This is a genomic window from Streptomyces coacervatus (assembly GCF_029223485.1).
Taxonomy (GTDB): Bacteria; Actinomycetota; Actinomycetes; order Streptomycetales; family Streptomycetaceae; genus Streptomyces; species Streptomyces coacervatus.
The window spans coordinates 41,447-59,754 of record NZ_JARHTP010000007.1; the positions used below are offsets into that span (position 1 = coordinate 41,447).

Annotated in this window: 25 protein-coding genes; 9 read left to right on the forward strand and 16 right to left on the reverse strand. The window is 69.3% G+C overall.

What is annotated here, in order from left to right; translation table 11 throughout:
• Positions 1-98: 98 nt before the first annotated feature.
• The 10 genes from P2Q00_RS18390 to P2Q00_RS18435 all read right to left on the reverse strand — a co-directional run bounded on the left by P2Q00_RS18390 (position 99) and on the right by P2Q00_RS18435 (position 4,109).
• The gene (locus P2Q00_RS18390) at positions 99-278 is read right to left on the reverse strand and encodes a DUF6126 family protein (protein WP_275773658.1); all 180 of its coding nucleotides are present in this window, start codon (positions 276-278) and stop codon (positions 99-101) included.
• A gap of 31 nt (positions 279-309) precedes the next feature.
• Positions 310-780: an ATP-binding protein gene (locus tag P2Q00_RS18395; RefSeq protein WP_275773659.1), complete on the reverse strand. Its 471-nt coding sequence runs from the start codon at positions 778-780 to the stop codon at positions 310-312.
• On the reverse strand, positions 780-1,118 hold the full coding sequence (locus tag P2Q00_RS18400) for an ArsR/SmtB family transcription factor (RefSeq protein WP_275773660.1): 339 nt from the start codon (positions 1,116-1,118) through the stop codon (positions 780-782). Before P2Q00_RS18400 ends, P2Q00_RS18395 begins: the two co-directional genes overlap by 1 nt.
• Positions 1,119-1,123: 5 nt before the next feature.
• Positions 1,124-1,318 carry a hypothetical protein gene (locus tag P2Q00_RS18405; protein WP_275773661.1) on the reverse strand — a complete coding sequence of 65 codons (195 nt, stop codon included), beginning with the start codon at positions 1,316-1,318 and terminating at the stop codon, positions 1,124-1,126.
• Between the two features lie 105 nt (positions 1,319-1,423).
• Positions 1,424-1,960 carry a hypothetical protein gene (locus P2Q00_RS18410; RefSeq protein ID WP_275773662.1) on the reverse strand — a complete coding sequence of 179 codons (537 nt, stop codon included), beginning with the start codon at positions 1,958-1,960 and terminating at the stop codon, positions 1,424-1,426.
• Positions 1,957-2,139, reverse strand: a complete 183-nt coding sequence (locus P2Q00_RS18415; RefSeq protein WP_275773663.1) for a hypothetical protein — start codon at positions 2,137-2,139, stop codon at positions 1,957-1,959. Before P2Q00_RS18415 ends, P2Q00_RS18410 begins: the two co-directional genes overlap by 4 nt.
• Before the next feature lie 34 nt (positions 2,140-2,173).
• Positions 2,174-2,632, reverse strand: coding sequence for an ATP-binding protein (locus P2Q00_RS18420; RefSeq protein ID WP_275773664.1), 459 nt, complete (start codon positions 2,630-2,632; stop codon positions 2,174-2,176).
• Positions 2,629-2,967, reverse strand: coding sequence for an ArsR/SmtB family transcription factor (locus P2Q00_RS18425; protein ID WP_275773665.1), 339 nt, complete (start codon positions 2,965-2,967; stop codon positions 2,629-2,631). Before P2Q00_RS18425 ends, P2Q00_RS18420 begins: the two co-directional genes overlap by 4 nt.
• Before the next feature lie 23 nt (positions 2,968-2,990).
• Positions 2,991-3,179, reverse strand: a complete 189-nt coding sequence (locus P2Q00_RS18430; RefSeq protein WP_275773666.1) for a hypothetical protein — start codon at positions 3,177-3,179, stop codon at positions 2,991-2,993.
• Positions 3,180-3,587: 408 nt separating this feature from the next.
• Positions 3,588-4,109, reverse strand: coding sequence for a hypothetical protein (locus P2Q00_RS18435; protein ID WP_275773667.1), 522 nt, complete (start codon positions 4,107-4,109; stop codon positions 3,588-3,590).
• A 372-nt stretch (positions 4,110-4,481) separates the two neighbouring features.
• On the opposite strand from P2Q00_RS18435, the gene P2Q00_RS18440 reads away from it, so the two are divergent.
• Positions 4,482-4,862, forward strand: coding sequence for an STAS domain-containing protein (locus P2Q00_RS18440; RefSeq protein ID WP_275773668.1), 381 nt, complete (start codon positions 4,482-4,484; stop codon positions 4,860-4,862).
• A gap of 361 nt (positions 4,863-5,223) precedes the next feature.
• On the opposite strand, the gene acs is transcribed toward P2Q00_RS18440, so the two are convergent.
• Both acs and P2Q00_RS18450 read right to left on the reverse strand, forming a co-directional pair.
• On the reverse strand, positions 5,224-7,338 hold the full coding sequence (gene acs, locus P2Q00_RS18445) for an acetate--CoA ligase (protein WP_275773669.1): 2,115 nt from the start codon (positions 7,336-7,338) through the stop codon (positions 5,224-5,226).
• 53 nt (positions 7,339-7,391) lie between these two features.
• Entirely contained in the window at positions 7,392-7,712 is a 321-nt protein-coding gene (locus P2Q00_RS18450) for a hypothetical protein (RefSeq protein ID WP_275773670.1), read from the reverse strand.
• 226 nt (positions 7,713-7,938) lie between these two features.
• Between P2Q00_RS18450 and P2Q00_RS18455 the strand changes: the two genes are divergently transcribed.
• The 4 genes from P2Q00_RS18455 to P2Q00_RS18470 all read left to right on the forward strand — a co-directional run bounded on the left by P2Q00_RS18455 (position 7,939) and on the right by P2Q00_RS18470 (position 11,628).
• Positions 7,939-8,466, forward strand: coding sequence for a sulfotransferase-like domain-containing protein (locus tag P2Q00_RS18455; protein WP_275773671.1), 528 nt, complete (start codon positions 7,939-7,941; stop codon positions 8,464-8,466).
• A gap of 294 nt (positions 8,467-8,760) precedes the next feature.
• Positions 8,761-9,609 carry an AraC family transcriptional regulator gene (locus P2Q00_RS18460; protein WP_275773672.1) on the forward strand — a complete coding sequence of 283 codons (849 nt, stop codon included), beginning with the start codon at positions 8,761-8,763 and terminating at the stop codon, positions 9,607-9,609.
• Positions 9,610-9,709: 100 nt separating this feature from the next.
• A complete protein-coding gene (locus P2Q00_RS18465) occupies positions 9,710-10,600 on the forward strand; it encodes an alpha/beta hydrolase (protein WP_275773673.1) in 891 nt (296 codons plus the stop codon).
• The gene (locus P2Q00_RS18470; protein WP_275773674.1) at positions 10,600-11,628 is read left to right on the forward strand and encodes an aldo/keto reductase; all 1,029 of its coding nucleotides are present in this window, start codon (positions 10,600-10,602) and stop codon (positions 11,626-11,628) included. Before P2Q00_RS18465 ends, P2Q00_RS18470 begins: the two co-directional genes overlap by 1 nt.
• A gap of 33 nt (positions 11,629-11,661) precedes the next feature.
• Here P2Q00_RS18470 and P2Q00_RS18475 read toward each other — a convergent pair whose 3' ends face one another.
• Both P2Q00_RS18475 and P2Q00_RS18480 read right to left on the reverse strand, forming a co-directional pair.
• Positions 11,662-11,952, reverse strand: coding sequence for a sigma-70 family RNA polymerase sigma factor family protein (locus P2Q00_RS18475; protein WP_275773675.1), 291 nt, complete (start codon positions 11,950-11,952; stop codon positions 11,662-11,664).
• Between the two features lie 39 nt (positions 11,953-11,991).
• Positions 11,992-12,987 carry a GNAT family N-acetyltransferase gene (locus P2Q00_RS18480; protein ID WP_275773676.1) on the reverse strand — a complete coding sequence of 332 codons (996 nt, stop codon included), beginning with the start codon at positions 12,985-12,987 and terminating at the stop codon, positions 11,992-11,994.
• 92 nt (positions 12,988-13,079) lie between these two features.
• Here P2Q00_RS18480 and P2Q00_RS18485 point away from each other — a divergent pair, with 92 nt between their 5' ends.
• Positions 13,080-13,361: a hypothetical protein gene (locus tag P2Q00_RS18485; RefSeq protein ID WP_275773677.1), complete on the forward strand. Its 282-nt coding sequence runs from the start codon at positions 13,080-13,082 to the stop codon at positions 13,359-13,361.
• 4 nt (positions 13,362-13,365) lie between these two features.
• On the opposite strand, the gene P2Q00_RS18490 is transcribed toward P2Q00_RS18485, so the two are convergent.
• Positions 13,366-14,316 carry a terpene synthase family protein gene (locus P2Q00_RS18490; RefSeq protein WP_275773678.1) on the reverse strand — a complete coding sequence of 317 codons (951 nt, stop codon included), beginning with the start codon at positions 14,314-14,316 and terminating at the stop codon, positions 13,366-13,368.
• Positions 14,317-14,702: 386 nt separating this feature from the next.
• Complete coding sequence (locus P2Q00_RS18495) at positions 14,703-15,035, reverse strand: DUF6221 family protein (protein ID WP_275773679.1); 333 nt, start codon at positions 15,033-15,035, stop codon at positions 14,703-14,705.
• A gap of 388 nt (positions 15,036-15,423) precedes the next feature.
• Here P2Q00_RS18495 and P2Q00_RS18500 point away from each other — a divergent pair, with 388 nt between their 5' ends.
• From P2Q00_RS18500 to P2Q00_RS18510, 3 genes are all read left to right on the forward strand, one after another.
• Positions 15,424-16,416, forward strand: coding sequence for a zinc-binding dehydrogenase (locus P2Q00_RS18500; protein WP_275773680.1), 993 nt, complete (start codon positions 15,424-15,426; stop codon positions 16,414-16,416).
• Positions 16,417-16,481: 65 nt separating this feature from the next.
• The gene (locus P2Q00_RS18505; RefSeq protein ID WP_275773681.1) at positions 16,482-16,823 is read left to right on the forward strand and encodes an EthD family reductase; all 342 of its coding nucleotides are present in this window, start codon (positions 16,482-16,484) and stop codon (positions 16,821-16,823) included.
• Between the two features lie 124 nt (positions 16,824-16,947).
• Positions 16,948-17,943 carry an RNA polymerase subunit sigma-70 gene (locus P2Q00_RS18510; protein WP_275773682.1) on the forward strand — a complete coding sequence of 332 codons (996 nt, stop codon included), beginning with the start codon at positions 16,948-16,950 and terminating at the stop codon, positions 17,941-17,943.
• Positions 17,944-18,308: the final 365 nt, after the last annotated feature.

Below are 18,308 nucleotides of genomic sequence, written 5' to 3' on the forward strand. Positions count from 1 at the left end.
GCTTCACCGATGAATCGGTGGTCCCATAGGGGCTGTTCGGCCCCAGTACGAGGCCGGTCAGCCTTTATGTATGGCCGACGGGCCCCTCGGCTTCCCGGTCACTTGTGCGCGTGCTCGCCGAGGTAGAAGAGCAGCCACACGAATCCGGCGAACAGATGGGTGCCGAAGATGTAGAAGCCCGCCCGGATCGCGACGCCACGCTCGATCCGCCACTCCCGGTCCTTGACCTTCCGTTCGCTCTTCCCGCCCGCAGGCTCATTGGCTGCCTGGTCTACCACCGCGTTGTCTCCTTGTCTTACGAGGGCATTCCTACGACGGCATGCGGAACCGGACGAGGACGACCTTGCCGTCATGGTCGATGGCCGGTTCTGCGCTGACGTAGCCGTCGTACTCGGCGGCCAGCTCGGCCACCAGCTGCAGCCCGGCCCCCATCGCGTCCGGTTCGAGGCTGGGCAGGTGTGGCTCGGCGTCGGCGACGCTGATGACCAGCTGCCCCGCGCCGACCGTTATGCCCACGTCGGCGACCGGGGACCGTGACGCGTGCCGCAGCACGTTCACCACCAGCTCGCTGACCACCAGCAAAACGGCGTCGGCGAACGCAGAACCCGGCACCACGCCGACCTCACCGAAGCGTCCGGCCACCGCCACGCGGGCCCGCCGCACCGCCTCCGGTCCCACCGGTACCGAGACGATGTGGCGCCGCACCGGCGACGGCACGTGCTCTATCACCGCCGCGGAGCGGCCTCGCCGCCACGGCGGCCGGAACGGGTGCCCGCCCATCACCGCGCCGACTCCGTGGCGCGCAACTCGTCCAGGAGCTCCTGTCGGCCGGCCAGCAGCACGGAGAGGATCCGGCGGGCCGCGGCCAGCAGTTCGGCCACGTCCCCGCCCGCCAGCTCGTACACCACGGTGGAGCCGGTACGGGTGGCGGTCACGATGCCGGAGCGGCGCAGCACCGCCAGCTGCTGCGACAGGTTCGACGGCTCGACCTCGATCGCGGCCAGCAGGTCGCGCACTGGCTTCGGCCCGTCCTGCAGCAGCTCCAGCACTCTTATCCGCACCGGATGCCCGAGCATGCGGAAGAACTCCGCCTTCGCCTCGTACAGCGGAACCGGCATGCCGCTCACTCCTCGTCCGCCCCTGCAACCGTGACATCGAGCCCGTGCCGGCGGGCGAACCGCACCGCGTCGTCCAGCTCGTCCTGCGCCGCGGCCACGGCGTACGGGTCGTCCGCCGCCACAGCGGCCGCCAGCCCGGCCCGGGCCGCCCGCACCCGCGCCAGCAGCGCCTCGACGACCTCGCCCACCCCGACCTCCATACCTTGGACCATCTGTCGACCACCGCAACTAACCAATTGAAGAACTCTTCAAGAGTACGCTCCGCGTCCGTCGGGATCCGGCGCGGGCAGGTGGGACGGCGCGTTTCAGGCCGACTCGCCGTCCGCCGAAACAGCAGGGGTCGTACAGGGGGCGATGCGCCGCGCGCCGGCCGGCCACAGCACCTCGACCGCGACCTTGCGGTTGTGGGCGTACGTCACCAGATGTGCCACGTCCAGCCAGTGGTCGGCCCGGGACCCGTCCCAGACCGCGACCAAGCCCCGGCAGGATTCGATGATCTGTTCGTCGACGGCGGCGCACGCGACAGGATCGCGGGGGTCGAACTCCACCAGCCGTGCGTGCTCGGCCGCCGTCAACAGCTGCCCCGCGGCCACACGATCCGGCTCCGGCAGGGCCGCCGGCAGCGCTCCAGCCGTCGGAACCACGACCAGCAGCGACCCGCCCGCCCGGTGGACGGCCCGCCCGAACACCAGCGGCAGCCCCGCGGCGGCCCGGACCACGCCTATCAGGCCGTGCGGCTCCAGGCGCCGCAGCACGGCGGGGAGCTCGGCCTCCACGAGCCCCCACGACTCCGCCGTGAGATCACCATGGCCGACCACACCGAACATCGCCTCACCGCTCACCTGTCTGCTTCCTGTCCCGTGGCGTCGTCTCCGGCGCAGGGCGCGGCCGGGCAGGGCCGTATCCGCAGCCGGAGACCGCTCCGTCCGGCCCACGCGACCAGCGCTCCGGTCTCGGCGGCATCCGCCGTGTGGGGGGCGTGGTCACCGTCGGGGTGCAGGAAGGTGATCTCGAAACGCATCTGCGGTGCTCCTGCCATTCCCATGTCGTACGTCTCACAGCCGCCAGGGCAGCCGGAAACGGGCCACCACGGTCTTGCCCCGCCCCCACGATGCAGGCTCCACGCTCACCTCGCCGTCGAAGTAGGCCGTCATCTCCGCCACGGTGCGCAGTCCCCCTCCGACGGACGCCCCAGCCAGGTCGACCGTGTGAGGGTCCTGGTCTCCCACCACCACCACCAGCTGCCCGGCGCCCGTCGACACCGTCACGGTCGCGCTCGGCGAATGGGGTGCGGCGTGCCGTACGGCATTGGTCATCAGCTCGCTGACTACCAGCAGCGCCGCATCCGCCAGCAGCGATCCGGGCGCCAGCCCGAACAGGGTCAACACCTCAGCCGTGCTGATCCGTGCCGCCCGTACGGAGGCCGGCGCCGTGGGCAGGATCAGGGTGCGCCGCTGGACGTGTGGGCGCGTCCCCACCCCGGTCTGCTCGCGGGTGCTGTGCCCGCGTATCACGGCGACGCCTCGCTCTCGCGCAGCTCCTCCAGCAGCTCCCGCCGGCTGCTCAGTAGATCGGACAGGATCCGCCGCGCCGCACCCATCAGTTCCGTCACGTCCCCGCCCGCGAGCGCGTACACGACTCTGGAGCCGTCACGCGTCGCCGTGACGATGCCCGACCGGCGCAGCACCGCCAGCTGCTGCGACAGGCTGGAGGACTCGATCTCGATGGCGGCCAGCAGGTCGCGCACCGGCTTTGGCCCGCCCTGCAACAGCTCCAGCACCTGGATCCGCACGGGATGGCCCAGCATCCGGAAGAGCTCCGCCTTCGCCTGGTACAGGGGAACGCTCACCCCGATCACCCCGATCACCCCGATCACCCCGCACATCCCGCGCCCGCCCCGGCGCCCGGCTCGATGCCGTGCTCACAAGCCAGCCGCAGCATGTCCTCCAACTCTCCGGACTCCACGGCCACCGCAAAGGCGTCCCGAGCCAGGTGCGCGACCTCAAGACCGTCCTGCGCCCCGCGTACCCGCTCCAGAACTGCCTCGGCGAACCCGCTCACCCCAAACCTCCGCGCGCTCTGGACTACCTAACGATCAACGCAACTAACTAATTGAAGAACTCTTCAATTGTAGTCCAGGGCGGGAGAGCACCATTTCGCGCTGCACAGGGGGCGGGGGGTTTGCGGGGCAGGTTCGCTGGTCGAGGAGTTGGAAGCCGCCCTAGTTCCTGCTCAGCGTGCGGGTCACCCCGGCCACCACGGCGGTCGTCAGCATCCAGCCGATCGCGATCAGTGCATAGGCCATCCCTTGCAGCACTCCGCCGGACCAGTGCCATGCATCGCACTGACCGAGTCCGCCGATGGGGATCAGGAAGTCGAGCGTGTAGACGACGGCGTTGAACGGCGGCCCATCGCCCGGCCTGTTCGGACTCGGGGTGTGTGCGCCGAAGGCGCCCGTGCCCAGCAGGGTCAGGACGACGTGTCAGGCACCGGCCAGCCAGGGGCGATAGCCGTAGCCGACGGCTGCGTCGAGCAGATACCCCAGGTACGGCTCCACGGGCGCAGCGAGCGGCGTCGGTGGCGCTGTTCTTCCAAGAGGATCCGGCGTGCCTCGTTGTCGTGGCCGCTTCCGCGGTAGTGGGCCGCCAGTTGTTCGTACGATTGTGGCGAGTTGCCGGGATTGCGGCGGATCCATGCCAGTCTTCCCTTCACCGTGTCCGACTCGGAGCGGATCGAGTCGTAGGTGAAGCCCTCCAGTCGTATCTCGTCCGCCCAGCTGCGGGCGTCGTCCTGGACCCAGGCGGCGTGCGCGCTGCGCAGATCGAGCGCGCCGGCGGGTGGGGCCGCGAAGCGCAGGTCGAGATCCTGGGTGTGCAGTCCGGGCGCGACCAGCGACTGGGGAGTGCCGGTGAGGGCGGCCTCCTCGAAGGAGAGCAGATCGGTGATCTGCGCCCCGCGCAGGTGGACACTCTCGTCGGTCGTGAACCCCATTTTGTTCGTGGCATTCCTCACCCTTGCATGAGTCACGATCACCTCCTGGGCGCCGTGGCGTTGCCGCCGTCCGCTCAGGAGTCCCGTTGTCGCGCCCCAGCGGCGGTATTTCGGGCATACCTCGCCGCGTGCGTGGCATGAGCGCATTGTCGTGTTTCTGGTCTGGCAGTCCCGTAGTTCGCCGCGAGGATGCCCGCCGTGCGGGCGGGGGTGGGGCAGGGCGCTGCGGGTGGGGCCGGAGGTCCGGGATAGGGCGCGAGAAGAGTCGGTCCAACTCAACGGACGGAGATGCTCGTTCAGGCCGGCGCAGTGGTCGACGTCTCGTCCTGTGATCGGGGCGTAGTCGGCACGAACCGTGGATAGGGTGCAGACGTGGCCGAGATCGAACTGAGCGTGGACAACGGTGCGCAGGACTGTGTCGTCGCCCAGGTGACTGGTGACATGGACTACGTGAGCGCGTCCACCTTCCGGCCCCGCGTCCACGAGTTGTTCGACGGCGACCGGCGGTTGGTGCTGGACCTGTCGGGGGTGGACTTCTTCGACTCCGCGGGCCTGAACGAGCTCCTGGCGCTGCACCGCCGGGCCGCCGAGGGGGGCGGTTCACTGGCGCTGGCGAACGTGCCCGGCATGGTGCGCGGCCTGTTGTCGCTGACCGGTACGGATGCCGTTCTGGACGTGCATGCCACCGTCGGCGAGGCCGTGGCCGGGCGGCGGAAGGCTGAGGACGCAGACGGCGTGAGCCCCGGCAGATGATCGCACTCCGGTCGTCAGTGGCCCACACCGTTGCTGCATCGACCGGGCAGGAGCGTTTCTGCGCCAGGTGCGCTTTGTTGGGCTGGGCATGGAACCAGACGAGACGGCGTACCGGCTCGCCGCGTTCCAGCCGGACCGCCGGGCGCGTACCGGCTGGTGGTTAACACTCCCGCGCTGGATCCGTTGGCCCGCTGCCGGATGGCGGATCGGCAGGATGGCGCCGTTGGCCGCAGCGCGAGCCGTGATGGGGACGGCAGCCGGAGGGGCGGTCGCGGGGGACTGTGGGTGATGGCCGCAGCCCAGTGACGGCGGTGGCGTTCAACGAGCCGCCGTGCGTTGCTTGCCGCTCTGAACCGTCGGGCTAGTCAGCCCCGCCGAACGCTCGGATTTCTTCGGCCTCCTGGGCAGAGAGCTCGCGGGGGACCGCGCCGCGGGCGAGTTTCTCGCTCTGCACGTGGTGGCGGATGTCGTCGACGATCTCGGGGTTGGCCAGGGTGGTGACGTCGCCGACGTCCGTGAAGTTGGAGATCCCGGCGATCACCCGACGCATGATCTTCCCGGAGCGGGTCTTGGGCATGTCGGGGACGATCCACACGCCGGCGGGCCGGGCGATCTTCCCGATCTCGCGGTCGATGGCGGCGGCCACCTTGCGTTCGATCTCCGGGCCCGGCGTCTGGCCGGGTTTGAGGGCGACGTACATCTCCACCGCGCGGCCGCGCAACTCGTCCATCACCGGTACGGCGGCGGCCTCCGCCACCTCCTCGACGGTCAGGGCCGCGGATTCGAGTTCCTTGGTGCCGAGCCGGTGGCCGGAGACGTTGATGACGTCGTCGATGCGGCCCAGGATGCGGAAGTAGCCGTCGGCGGCCTGCACCGCGCCGTCCCCGCACAGGAACGGCCAGTCGTGCCAGTCGGTGCTGTGCTCGTCATGGCAGTAGCGGCGGTAGTAGATGTCGACGAAGCGTTCCGGCTGGCCCCAGACGGTCTGCAGCACGCCGGGCCAGGGGTTGCGGATGCAGATGTTGCCCGCCCTGCCGCTGCCGGCCTCGACCGGTGCGCCCTCGTCGTCGTAGATCACCGGGTAGATGCCCAGCGCGCCCGGCCCGCAGCTGCCCGGCTTCATCGGCTGCAGCGCCGGCAGGGTGGTGCCCAGGAAGCCGCCGGTCTCCGTCATCCACCAGGTGTCGACGACGACCGCCTCGCCCTTGCCGACCTCGTCGTGGTACCAGCGCCAGACCTCCGGCTCGATCGGCTCGCCCACCGTCGTCATGTGCTTGAAGCGGTAGTCGTACTTGGCCGGCTCGTCCGGGCCCAGCTTGCGCAGCATGCGGATGGTGGTCGGCGCGGTGTGGAAGATGTTCACCCCGAGCCGCTCGGCGATGCGCCAGCAGCGTCCGGCGTCCGGGTGGCTGGGCACGCCCTCGAACAGCACGCTGGTCGCGCCCAGGGCCAAGGGGCCGTAGACGATGTACGAGTGCCCGGTGATCCAGCCGATGTCGGCGGCGCACCAGTAGGTGTCGGTGGGGTGGATGTCCTGGTAGTACTTCGAGGTCCCGGCCACGTAGGCGAGGTAGCCGCCGGTGGAGTGCTGGCAGCCCTTGGGCCGGCCCGTGGTCCCGCTGGTGTACATCAGGAACAGCGGCGCCTCGGCCGGCATCGACACCGGCTCCACCTGCTGTCCTCGGTAGTGCGGCAGCAGCTCGTCGACGAAGAAGTCCCGGCCCTCGGCCATGATGCTGTCGGAGGCGTACGTCCCGGCGTGGCGGCGCCAGACGAGCACCTTGTCGACCTCCTGGCCGAGCTTGGCCGCGGCGGCCACGGCCTCGTCGGCCTTGACTTTGTGGTCGACCAGGGTGCCGCCCCGGTAGTAGCCGTCCATGGTCACCAGCACGCGGCTGCCCGAGTCGGCGATCCGGTCGCCGCACGCGGCACCGGAAAAGCCGCCGAACACCTCGGAGTGGATGGCGCCCAGACGGGCGCAGGCCAGCATCGCGACCGGCAGCTCGACGACCATCGGCAGATGGAAGGTGACCCGGTCACCGGTTTTCACCCCGGCGAAGTCCCGCAGCAGGGCGGCGAATTCGTTCACCCGCCGGTACAGCTCCTGATAGGTGATCGCCTGTGGATCGGCCTCCTCCGGCTCCGGCACCCAGATGAACGCGGCCTGGTTGCGGCTGCCCGCCAGGTGCCGGTCGACGCAGTTGTAGCAGGCGTTGAGGCGGCCGCCGACGAACCACTTCCAGAACGGCGGATCGCTGGTGTCCAGCGTGGTGTGCCAGTAGGCGTCCCAGCTGAGCAGGTCGGCGTACTCCTTGAAACACTCGGGGAAGTACTCCTCGGCGAACCGTTCGAGAACGGCCGGGTCGCCCACGTTCGCTTGCGCGACGAATTTCGCCGGCGGCCGGTAGTACTCCTCCTCCCGCCAGTGGACCGCGATCTGCGCCTCCGACAACTGGGGTTCGGATTCGTGTGCCATCGACCTGTCCTCTCTGGAATGACCCTGGCCGCCAGGGGCGCTCAGGCCGCCCGTCAGGTGTCCGCCAGCAGCCGCGCGCAGACGCAGAATTCCCGCAGATCCGCGCCGCAGGCGCACTGGCGGACGAAGGCGGGCACGTCACCCCGCCGCAGCGACTCCCGGCACAGTTCGTCGGTCAGCTCCAGCGCACGCAGCGCCACCACACCCAGCCTGCTGACCGGGCCCGTCTCCGCCTCGCGCCGCAGCCGCGCGAGCTCCCGTACGACCCCCGGATCGGCGCCCGACGCCTGAAGCTGCGCCAGGAGCACGGACGTCTCACCGACGAGGTACTGCTGCGTCAATCCGATCACCGCCCAACCGGCGAGCAGGACCACAGCCCCATTCTCCCGCTCCGGCTCGCCCTCCGGCCAGCCTTCGCGGGCATCCAGACGGGGTGCCGGACACCGATCGACTTTACGAACCCATTACGAGCCCAAAAGGTCGCGTCCCTCGACCGTCTGTGACGCCGTGATCGGCCCGAGCCACGAGCGCCATGCGTCGGCGGACTGGGAACCGAAGGCTCGGCTCAACCGGCGTCGCGGGCTTCGATAGCCTGCGGCCGTGCCTGATGCTTCATTGAAGTTCCTGATCGACGCCGATCACGGGCAGTTCTACGTCCAAGACCTTGAGTCGTACGACGCCTGGATGGCCGAACACGCGATGGACCCGGACCTGCCGCCGGTCGGCTGGACTGACGAAGCAGTCCACATCCATCGCATCGGGGTGGAACCGCACTCGATCTCCGTCGGCACCGCCCGGGACGACATGGTCGAGTCGCTGATCACGGTTCACACGTCCGCGCCGATGACGGAGCCGACGGCCGAGCACATCGTGGAGGCCGACCTGGATGCCCCGACGGGCCAGCTCGCCGTGTCCAGCCCGGGAGTCCACCCGGATGACGGACCGGGCATGACGGTTCCTGGCGGGCTGCTGCGCGCCCGGGTCTCCTACGTCCCATCGGAGCCACTGGCTGTCGACACCAACGGAGGCCCCGGTGAGCACTTTCTCTATCGCATCGACCTATGGCCGACAGACCAGGCTCGCGGCTTCGTCATCCTGAAACAGGGGCCAAATCCCTGGGCTGGATAGGTCCTGCCGCCGTCGACTATGCCGAGCAGAACGGCCTCCGCACATCTCACAACCAGGCGCGCTGACATCCTTTCTGAAGGGGGCGGTCAAGGAGACGCCGACCTGGGGCGCGGTGAGGGCTGATGGCTACGGAAAGGGGCCGCAGAACCTCCCGGTGCGCTGGCGGGCCGCCGCGCTGTGAACCCAGTCCGATGCCGCCTCTCAGCTCAGCTCCGGCCTGTGCCCTCGACAGCGGTATGTCTCATCCCTTGATTCCAAGTCCCTTGGTTCCAGAGGGTGGTTAAGGTTGCGTCCATGTCAGGAGCGGATCGCAGTGCGGCTCCACACGTGTCGGATGACGTCTCGGACGTCGTCGTGGTGGAGGGCCGTGCCCAGTCCTACCGAGGCAATGTCCATGAAGAGCTCAAAGTGGTCCTCGTGCTCGACTCCGGCTTCACTGTGCGCCGGCGCGGCACGATCTTCCGGGCGGCCCCGGGTCAGTTGGTCGCTCTCCATGCCGATGACGCGCATTCGGGGGGCCCGGACGGCTCCGGGCCCGCGCGCTGGCTCATCATGTGCGTGGCGCCGTCGTTGATCGCGGAGGTCGCCGCGCCGGACGCGGTGCGGTTCGGGGATCCGGTGATCCGGGACGACGGGGGCCTCGCGGACAGTTTCCGGGCCGTGCACGGGTCCCTGTACGAGCCGTCCGGGCGGTCCGGTTCGGCGCTGACGCGGGAGACGGGGGTCCTGGACTTCGTCGCGGCGCTTGCCCGGCACGCCCCCGAGGCCGCGGGCGGGGACGAAGTGACGGGGGCGGCGCGCCGGGCCCCCGAGACCGTACGCGAGTACTTGCGGGCCCATCTCGCCCGCAATGTGACGCTCGACGAGCTGAGTCTGGTGGCGGGCGTGAGCAAGTACCGGCTCGTGCGGGTCTGTACGGCGTGGTTCGGGCTGCCGCCGCACAAGCTGCATCTGCGTCTGCGGCTCGACAGGGCAAGGGAGTTGCTCCGGTGCGGCAGTGCGATCGCCGAGGCTGCGTATGCGACGGGTTTCCATGATCAGTCGCACCTGACGCGGGTGTTCGCCTCGGCGTACGGCGTGACCCCGGCCGTGTACCAGGCGACGTTTAGTGGCACGGCGTGGACGGGCCGGGCGCCGCGCTGACGTGGGCGGGGCAAGAACGTGCAATACGGCGGACTACCGCCGCTCCTAGTTTTCCTCTTGGGCCGAGGACGCGCCTCGGCACGATGGAAGGGGATTGCACGTGCCGATCGAGAAGGTCGAATTCGACAGTGGCGGTTACCGGCTCGTGGGTGACCTGCATCTGCCCGAACCGGGCGCCGAGCGCGGTGCGGTCGTGCTGACGGGCCCGTTCGCCGGGGTGAAGGAGCAGGTGGTCGGCTATTACGCGGCGCGGTTCGCCGAGCGAGGCCATGTGGCCCTGGCGTTCGACCATCGCAACTGGGGCGACAGCGAGGGCACGGTGCGCCAGCACGAGGACGCCACCGCGAAGGTCGCGGACCTGCGCAGCGCCGTCGGGTTCCTGGCCGGCCGGCCCGAGGTCGACCCGGAGAAGATCACGGTGTGCGGGGTGTGCCTGGGCGGGATCTACTCCGTGCAGCTCGCCGCGTTCGACCCCCGTATCAAGGCGGTGGCGCTGATCGCGGCCGCGTACAACAACCCCACGTTGATCCGTGAGCGGTTCGGGGCGGACAACTTCGCTGCGCTGATGGGGCAGTTCGCGCAGATCGCGCAGGACCAGGCGGACACCGGGGAGGTCGCGTACTGGCCCGCGGTCAACCCCGAGGGCATGCCCGCGGGCAACCCCGGCCCGGAGCCGTTCGCGTACTACGGCACCGAGCGCGGCGCCCGCCCCGGCTGGGAGAACCGGTGCACCGCGCTGTCGGTGCTGCAGGAGCTGACATTGGACGTGGACGCGTATCTGCCGCTGGTCTCCCAGCCGCTGCTGATCGTGCACGGCCGCGGCGACCAGGCCGTCCCGCTGACCGACGCGGAAGCCGCCTTCGCCGCGGCGCCCGAGCCCAAGGAGCTTCTGGTCCTGGACACGAGCAATCACATCGACCTGTACGACGACGACACCCACGTCGTGCCGGCCGTCGACCGCGCCGTTTCCTTCTTCGACGGGAACCTGTGATGCGATACCGACTGCTGGGCCGCACCGGGCTGCGGGTCTCCGAAGCGTTCCTGGGCACGATGACGTTCGGTGAGGACTGGGGATGGGGCGCTGCCGTGGAGGAGTGCCGGGCGATGTTCAGCGCCTACGCGGAGGCCGGCGGGAACGTGATCGACACGGCCAACCGGTACACCGAGGGCAGCAGCGAACGCATCGTCGGTGAACTGCTGGGCTCCGAGCGCGACCGCTTCGTGCTGTCCACGAAGTACACACTGACCATGGACGGCACCGACGCCAACGCGAGCGGCAACCACCGCAAGAACCTGGCCCGTTCGGTGGAGGCGAGTCTGCGGCGCCTCGGCACCGACTACATCGATCTGCTGTGGGTGCACATCTGGGACCCCAACACGCCCATCGAGGAGACGATGCGGGCCCTGGACGACCTTGTACGGGCGGGCAAGGTGCTGTATGTCGGCATCTCCGATGCCCCGGCGTGGTTGATCTCCCGTGCCCAGACCATGGCCGAGCTCCGCGGCTGGACGCCGTTCGCCGGGCTGCAGCTCCCCTACAGCCTGGTCAAGCGCGACATCGAGCGTGAACTGCTGCCCATGGCCGCGAACTTGGACCTGTCGGTGGCCGCGTGGTCGCCTCTGGCCGGTGGTCTCCTGTCCGGCAAGTTCACCCGGCCCGGCACCGACGGCCCCTCGCGGGTGGACCGCGCCAGCGTCTCCGAACGCGACTTGACGATCGCGCGGGCCGTGGACGAGGTGGCCGATGAGCTCGGCGTGTCCTCCTCGCAGGTCGCCATCGCCTGGACCAGGGCGCACCGGCCGTGGATCCACCCAATCCTCGGGGCCCGTAACCCGGCCCAGCTGAGCGACAATCTCGCGGCGATCGACGTGGAACTGCCCGAGGACTCGGTCGCCCGCCTCGACAAGGCGAGCGCGATCGAGCTGGGTTTCCCGATGGACTTCATCCTGGATACGACCGGCGACTTCGTGTACGGGCCCAGCGGGCGGCAGACCGACGGTCGTCGCGGACAGTACTGACAGGCCGCGAGGCCACTGTGCCAAGCCCCCCGGTTACAACCAGGGGGCCACACGCATGAGCTTGTCCGGGTTGAGGACGGCGAAGATGCCGTGGATCAGGCCGTCCTCCCGGATGTCGAGCGCGACGAGCTGACGGCTGCCGTCGACCTCGGTCCACACTGCGGGCGAGCCGTCGTTCACCCCGACCAGCCGTGTCTCGCCCAGGCCGTATCGGGCGAGAAGACCCGCCAGGAACGCCAGGACGTTCACGCGGCCCTCGACCGGTCGCAGCGCGGCGCGGACCCTGCCGCCGCCGTCGTTCCAGCCGGGCTCAGTCTTCGGCAATCCGCACCGTCAGGGTGCTGCGGAGCTACCCCTGTCGGATCAGATGACGATCGGCTTGCGGTAGCGGACGTACTCGCTCTGGCGCCGGAACCCTACGCTCTCGTAGAGGTCGTAGGATCGGTGTGGATTCGCGGTCCCGGTGTACAACCGGGCGGTCTTCGCACCGTGCTCGCGAAGACATCGCATCCCGTCCAGCAGCAGGGCCCGCCCAAGACCCAGACGCCGTGACTCTGCCCGGACGCTCAGTTCTTCGACTTCGCCCACAGTGGGATCGTGCCGACGGATGGAGCACAGGGCTGTCCCGGCCATACTTTCCCCATCCCAAGCAGCCCGCCAGCAGGTCGGGTCGGCAGTGGCGAGGAAGCCCTCGAACGTCCACCTCTGGGTGAAGGCGGCATCTGCATACGAATCGACGACCGTCTTCCAGGCCGCGCGGTAGCTGCTCGGATCGACCGCACCGATTCGGATGCCGGCCGGCAACGGCTTTTCGTCGGGGCGCTGTCGGAGATCGGCCAGTTCCAGCTCTACCAGGCTGAAGACACGCCGGTATCCAGTTTCGAGCAGCAGCGCCGTTGCCTCCTGTTCGGAGGCCATGGCATTCGCGCCGATCACGGCCGTCTGTGCGGTTCCGTGCTGCTGCACGAGCCGGCGGATTCGGCTTTCTGCCCAGTTGAGCATGGCCGAGTCGGTGCCCTGGCCACGGTGCTCGGGCAGCAGGTAGCCGCGGTGCAGGTACAGCCACGTCCCGTCCCGCTCCTGCCACCACCTGATCGTCACGTAGCCGACGACGCCACCGTTGTGCTCCACCAAGACCTGGTTCTGGGATGGGTCGTCGAGCTTGGCGGAGGCTTCGGCGATCTCGGCTGCCGTCGGCAGTCCTTCCACAACCGAGCGGGCGTCGGTCCGATCCCGCTGTGCACAGCCCAGCCGCACAGCGGCCATCGCGTCATGGTCGTCGTGGCCGCGATACGGCCGGAAGACGTAGCCAGGCAACCGTTCCCACGGTGCAAGGCCGCTGCCACTGTTCACGTCCACATCAAGACCCCCCGTTACGTTGAATATGCGGTGTCATCGATCACGGAAGCGTAGGCCGTGCCGATCAGACGGCAGAACTCGTTTTCCGCAACATGACCGTTCGCGGGGACTACCAGAAGCGGGTGGGCCGGTTGCTGCTCGGCCCGTGGACGCTCTCCACCAATTCGGACCTGATGTGGAATCCGGACCGACAGCCCCTCGGGGCGAGGATCGCGCACTGGTACAACACCAGGCTCTTCCGTGTCGCGGTGAGGGACGCGGCGGTCTGGTCGAGGTTCGTGCGGGTGGTGAACATGGTGGCGTCCCCCGCCGTGCTGTTCCATCCCACCGTGGCCCTCAAGGTCCTGTCCACCGCGTTCACCCTGAGGGACTGACCCCTCACACGAGGCCGACGGCGTACCGGCCGGTCTGCGGGTACCAGGCATGGTCGCCCGCCAGCCAGTCCTTGAGACTGTCCGCGTAGGCCGCGATCGACCGGTACGCGTCCGGGCCGAACTCGTCGGCCAGCTTCGGCAGTTCCTCCCGTGCGAGCCGGTCGAAGCAGTCCAGCCGGGCGTTCATCAGATCGCCCACGGTGTCCACCGCGGTCTGCAGTGAGCAGCGCAGGAAGTGCTGGAACACGGGGACGGCGTTGTTGCGCTCCCCTTCCAGTTCCGTCTCCTTGCGGTGGGAGTAGAGGTCGTTGCGCAGGTCCACGTTGTCGGCGAATGCCTCGATGAGCGCCAGCACCGTTGGATGGGTGAGCAGTTCCGCCGGAAGGTCCCGCCCGCGGGAGTGCAGGGGCAGGACGGTGGAGAGCGGGGTGCCGGCGGTGCGGCGGCGCATCTGGACGTACTCGACCGGGTCGGGGACACGGCCGTGCAGGGTGTTGGCCAGTTCCCACAGGTTGGCAGCGGCGAAGTCGAGGGCCGCATCCCGCAGCCGGCGGCACAGCATGGCCGGCAGTGTGGGCTTGGAGCGGGCCCACACGTTGGCGAGCGCGCGCTCCACTGGGTGCCCGGGCGTCGACGCGGGGGTGGAGTCCATCGGCATACAGGCTGCAAGGCGGGCCACGAATCGCTGTGCGCCCGGCTCGTCGGCGGCCGCCTTGTAGGTCAGGAAGTGGTCGTCGACGGCGAAGGCCCAGACGTTCCAGTCGCCGACCAGCAGCAGCTCTTCGCGGGGCAGGCGCGGCTGGGTGAGTGCGGTGAACAGCGCCAGTTCCAGGACGTCGAAGTGCTCCCGGCTCCAGACTCCGCCCGGCCCGGTCAGGCCCGTCTGCCTGGCCCACATCGCGGCCCGCTCGCGGGCGGCAGCCACATACGGGTTGAGCTGGGCGGGATACGGCATGGCGAACACCGGCGGGTGCGGCAACCCTTGCAGGTCGGCAGGAGGACGTGACGGGACAGCACACGCGGAGGCGCCGATGCCTCCGGGCAGGCCAGTGGAGACACCCGGCACTGCCGGGTGGCGCGAGATCATGTCGATGGAACCTCTCCCTTGCGATGACCGCCAGCTTGTCGGAGGTCCTCCCGCTGGTAGGCGGCCGCCGGGCCGGTTCACCCAACCGGAGGACCATGCGGCGTCGGCATACCGGTCGAGGCACGCACAACCGCTGTCGGCAGCAAACTTTGAGTGGCTGAGACGACTACCGGCAGGGTTCAGCAGGAACTGGGCGACCTGACGGCGGGAGACGGCAGACGGCCGTCGTCCACCCCGACGCATCCGAGTTTCGTCTAGGGGTACCAGCTGTCCCGCCATGCCGGGTGGAGTTCGTAGGGCAGGGCCATGGCTTTGAGGACCGCGAAGACAAGGCTTGACTCCAGGGGCCAGACAAGGCCGCACTGACGCTCGCGTTCGAGCTGCTGCTCGTATCGGCGCAGGATGCCTTCGCTGACGCGGACGGCGGCGAGCAGCGACGCGGGGCACGGGCAGGCGCATCCCGCTGACCGCATGGGAGTCACGGAGCAGGGGCAGGCCAGCTCGTGGAACAGGTGGGCGTCGTGCGCGTCCTCGTCCAGGCGGGCGTGGAGAAAGCCCACCAGTTCATCCAAGGATGAGACGTGCATGAGACCTCCCTGGGTTCTTCTGCCCGCCGATCCGGGCAGTCAACACCCCCTGCCAGTAGGCCACTTGCTCTTTGCCCTTCCAGCGTTGCCACTCCCGTGACAATCACGCTCCAGCCCGCAGGGGCGCGGGGCCGATCACGTCGGCCTCGTAGGTGTGGCTAGGGCGGTCTTCAGCGGACCGCGCTGTTCTGAACCCGCGTGCGCCGTACGGCGAGGTCGAGCTCAACATGACCAGCAGGCTCATCCTCGGCGGATGCTGACCCCGTGCGATCCGAGAGCCATCGATTCCTTTTTGCGGTGGCCGGGATCTACATGGTGAGAGGCGCGGCCCGCCCGACGTGCCGGTCGGTCTCTCTCATGTACGCCGAGAAAGAAAGGCTGATCGCCGATGAGCATTCCCGCGACCATGCGTGCGCTGCAGCAGACCTCCCTCAACGGACCGCAGGACATGTGCCTGATCACCGACGCGCCGGTGCCCGTCCCCGGCCAGGGCGAGGTCCTGATCCGGGTCACCGCCGCCGGGGTCAACTTCGCCGACATTTCGAAGGCCCGCGGCACGTTCCTGGACGGCCCGCGGTCACCGTACCTGGCGGGTTTCGAGGCCGCCGGTGAGGTCGTTGCGGTGGGCGAGGCGGTGACCGGACCGCAACCGGGGGCCCGCGTGGTCGGCGTCGGAACCGGCGCTTTCGCCGAGTACATGGTCCTGCCCGCTGCTGCGGCGGTGCCGGTGCCTTCGGGCTGGACGGAGCAGCAGGCGCTGGGTCTGGTCGTGAACTGGCCCACTGCCCTGGCTGCGCTCAAGCCTTTGGGCGGCATTGCTGCCGGGCAGGTTGTGCTGATCCACGCCGCGGCGGGCGGGACCGGTCAGGCTGCGGTGAGAATAGCCAAGCACTACGGTGCGACGGTCATCGCTACCGCCTCGCCGGGCAAGCACGAGACAGTGCGGGCACTGGGAGCCGACCACGTCCTGGACTCTCTCGGCGGCGACCTCGCCGCCGAGGTGACGGAGCTGACCGGGGGTTCCGGCGTCGATGTGGTTTTGGAGTCGGCCGGCGGCGCCACCTTCGCCGCCAGCCTGGCCGCGGCCAGGCGGGTCACCGGCCGTGTCGTCGTCTACGGCGTGGCGGGCGGCGAAGCCCCGATCACCAACTGGGAGTTGGTGTACAAGCACCAGGTCCACCTCATCGGCCTGAACATCGGCGTGCTGATCCAGGCCGCGCCGCAGATCTTTGGCGAGCTGATGGGTGAGCTGTCCGCGCTGATCGCGGCCGGCGTGCTCGCTCCCAGCCGGCCCACCGTGTACGAACTGGCCGACGGCCCGAAAGCGCTAATGGAGCTGGAAGCCAGGGCCACCGTCGGCAAGCTGGCCCTGCTGCCCTGAGGACCCCCCCAGTGCCGAGCCGGTGGTGCGCACACCGGATGTTCCCATGACAGGAGTTGGAACAGATGACCGCAACCGTGGATCCGGCCGCCAAGCCGAGGGCGCGATTCGTCGTGATGTACGACGTCCCCTCCGACGTCGACGCGTTCGAACGGCACTACAACGACGTCCACATTCCGTTGGCGAAGCAGTATCCGGGCCTGCGCCGTTACACGCGCAGTCATGAGCCGGCAGCCGTGATCGGCGAGCCGTGCTACATGGTTGTGATGCTGGACTGGGACGATTTGGCTGCGCTGGAAGCCGCGCTCGGGTCCGAGACCGGCCGGCGCACCGCCGAGGATGCCGCGGTGAACCTGGCCCGCTACGCAACCTTCCGCGGCATGATCCTGCAGCTCGACGAGGTCTGATCGTGGCCGCCGCCTCTGCGAGAGGGTGCCGCGTCGTCGATCGTGGCTGCGGCGGGGCCTGGTGCTGTCGGCGGCGTCGGCCCGTGGACCACGCCTCGACGTGCTGCCGTACTAGGCTCGCGGCGTGACATCGCATCTGCGGGCGGCACCGAATCAAGACCGGTTCACCGCCGAGACTGAGCGGTTTCGCCGGGAGCTGTTGGCGCACTGCTACCGCATGGTCGGCTCGGCGCACGACGCCGAGGATCTGGTGCAGGAGACCTATCTGCGGGCGTGGCGGTCCTACTCCGGATTCGAGGGCCGCGCGTCGATTCGGTCCTGGCTCTACAAGATCGCCACCAACGTCTGCCTGAGGGCGTTGAAGCCGCGCCCGATCCGGCTGCTGCCCTCAGGTCTGGCAGGACCGTACGACGGACCTGATCGCCCGCCGAGTACCGTTGCGCCGGGCGAGGCATCGTGGCTCGAACCCCTGCCGGATGCCTGGATCGCCCCGCCCGCCGACGATCCGGCCGCGGTGGTGGTCGAACGCGAGTCGGTGCGGCTGGCGCTCATCGCCAGCCTGCAGCACCTGCCCGCCCGCCAACGCGCGATCCTCATCCTGCGCGAGGTGCTGGCGTTCTCGACGATAGAGACCGCGGAGATCCTCGACACCACCACGGCGGCAGTCAAGAGCGGTCTGCAGCGCGCCCGCGCCCGGCTGGACGAACTGGAGCCGGAGCCCGAGGAACTGCTCGAACCGACCGACCAACGGGCACGCGCGCTGCTCACCGCCTACATCGCGGCCTTCGAACGCTCCGACGCCGGCCTGCTGGAACAGGTGCTGCGCACCGACGCCACGCTGGAGGCGACGCCATTCCGCGACTGGCAGGCGGGCCGGGCGATGTGCATCCGCATGCTCGACGCGTACGTGGTGGGTACACCGGGCGACTGGCGGATGATCGCCACCACAGCCAACGGCCAACCCGCCGCCGTCGTGTACCGCCGGGATGCAGACGGCGCGCTCCAAGCCGACGGCGTCGTGGTGCTGGCCCCCACCGCCACCGGCGTCTCCCGCGTGATCAAGTTCCACGATCCCACACTGGTCGCGACGTTCGGCTTCCCGGACGTACTCGCGCACTGACCCACCAACGGATACAGCCAGAGCCAGCCTGCTCGAACTCCAGGCGTTTCGCATCGGCGTCGGCAAGTTCCCGCAACTGCTCGGCCGGAGTACGAATCCGGCTGTTCAGGCGACGCTCCGTGCTCCGTGCTCGGTGCTCCGGGCGGGGCCGACCGCGTACACGGTGCGCTCCGGCCGATTCCCGCGGCGCCGTTCTCTTGCGGAACGGCCCAGCCCTCCGCGACGCCGACCGCGATTACGTTGTCGTTCCACATTCGTGGAAGCGGAACGACTCCGCCCCAGCACACCGCGAGGAGAACGACCTGCGCGAACCGACCAGCCAAATGTCGGCTGGTTCACCGTCGCCAGAGCGAGCCGTGCAGGGA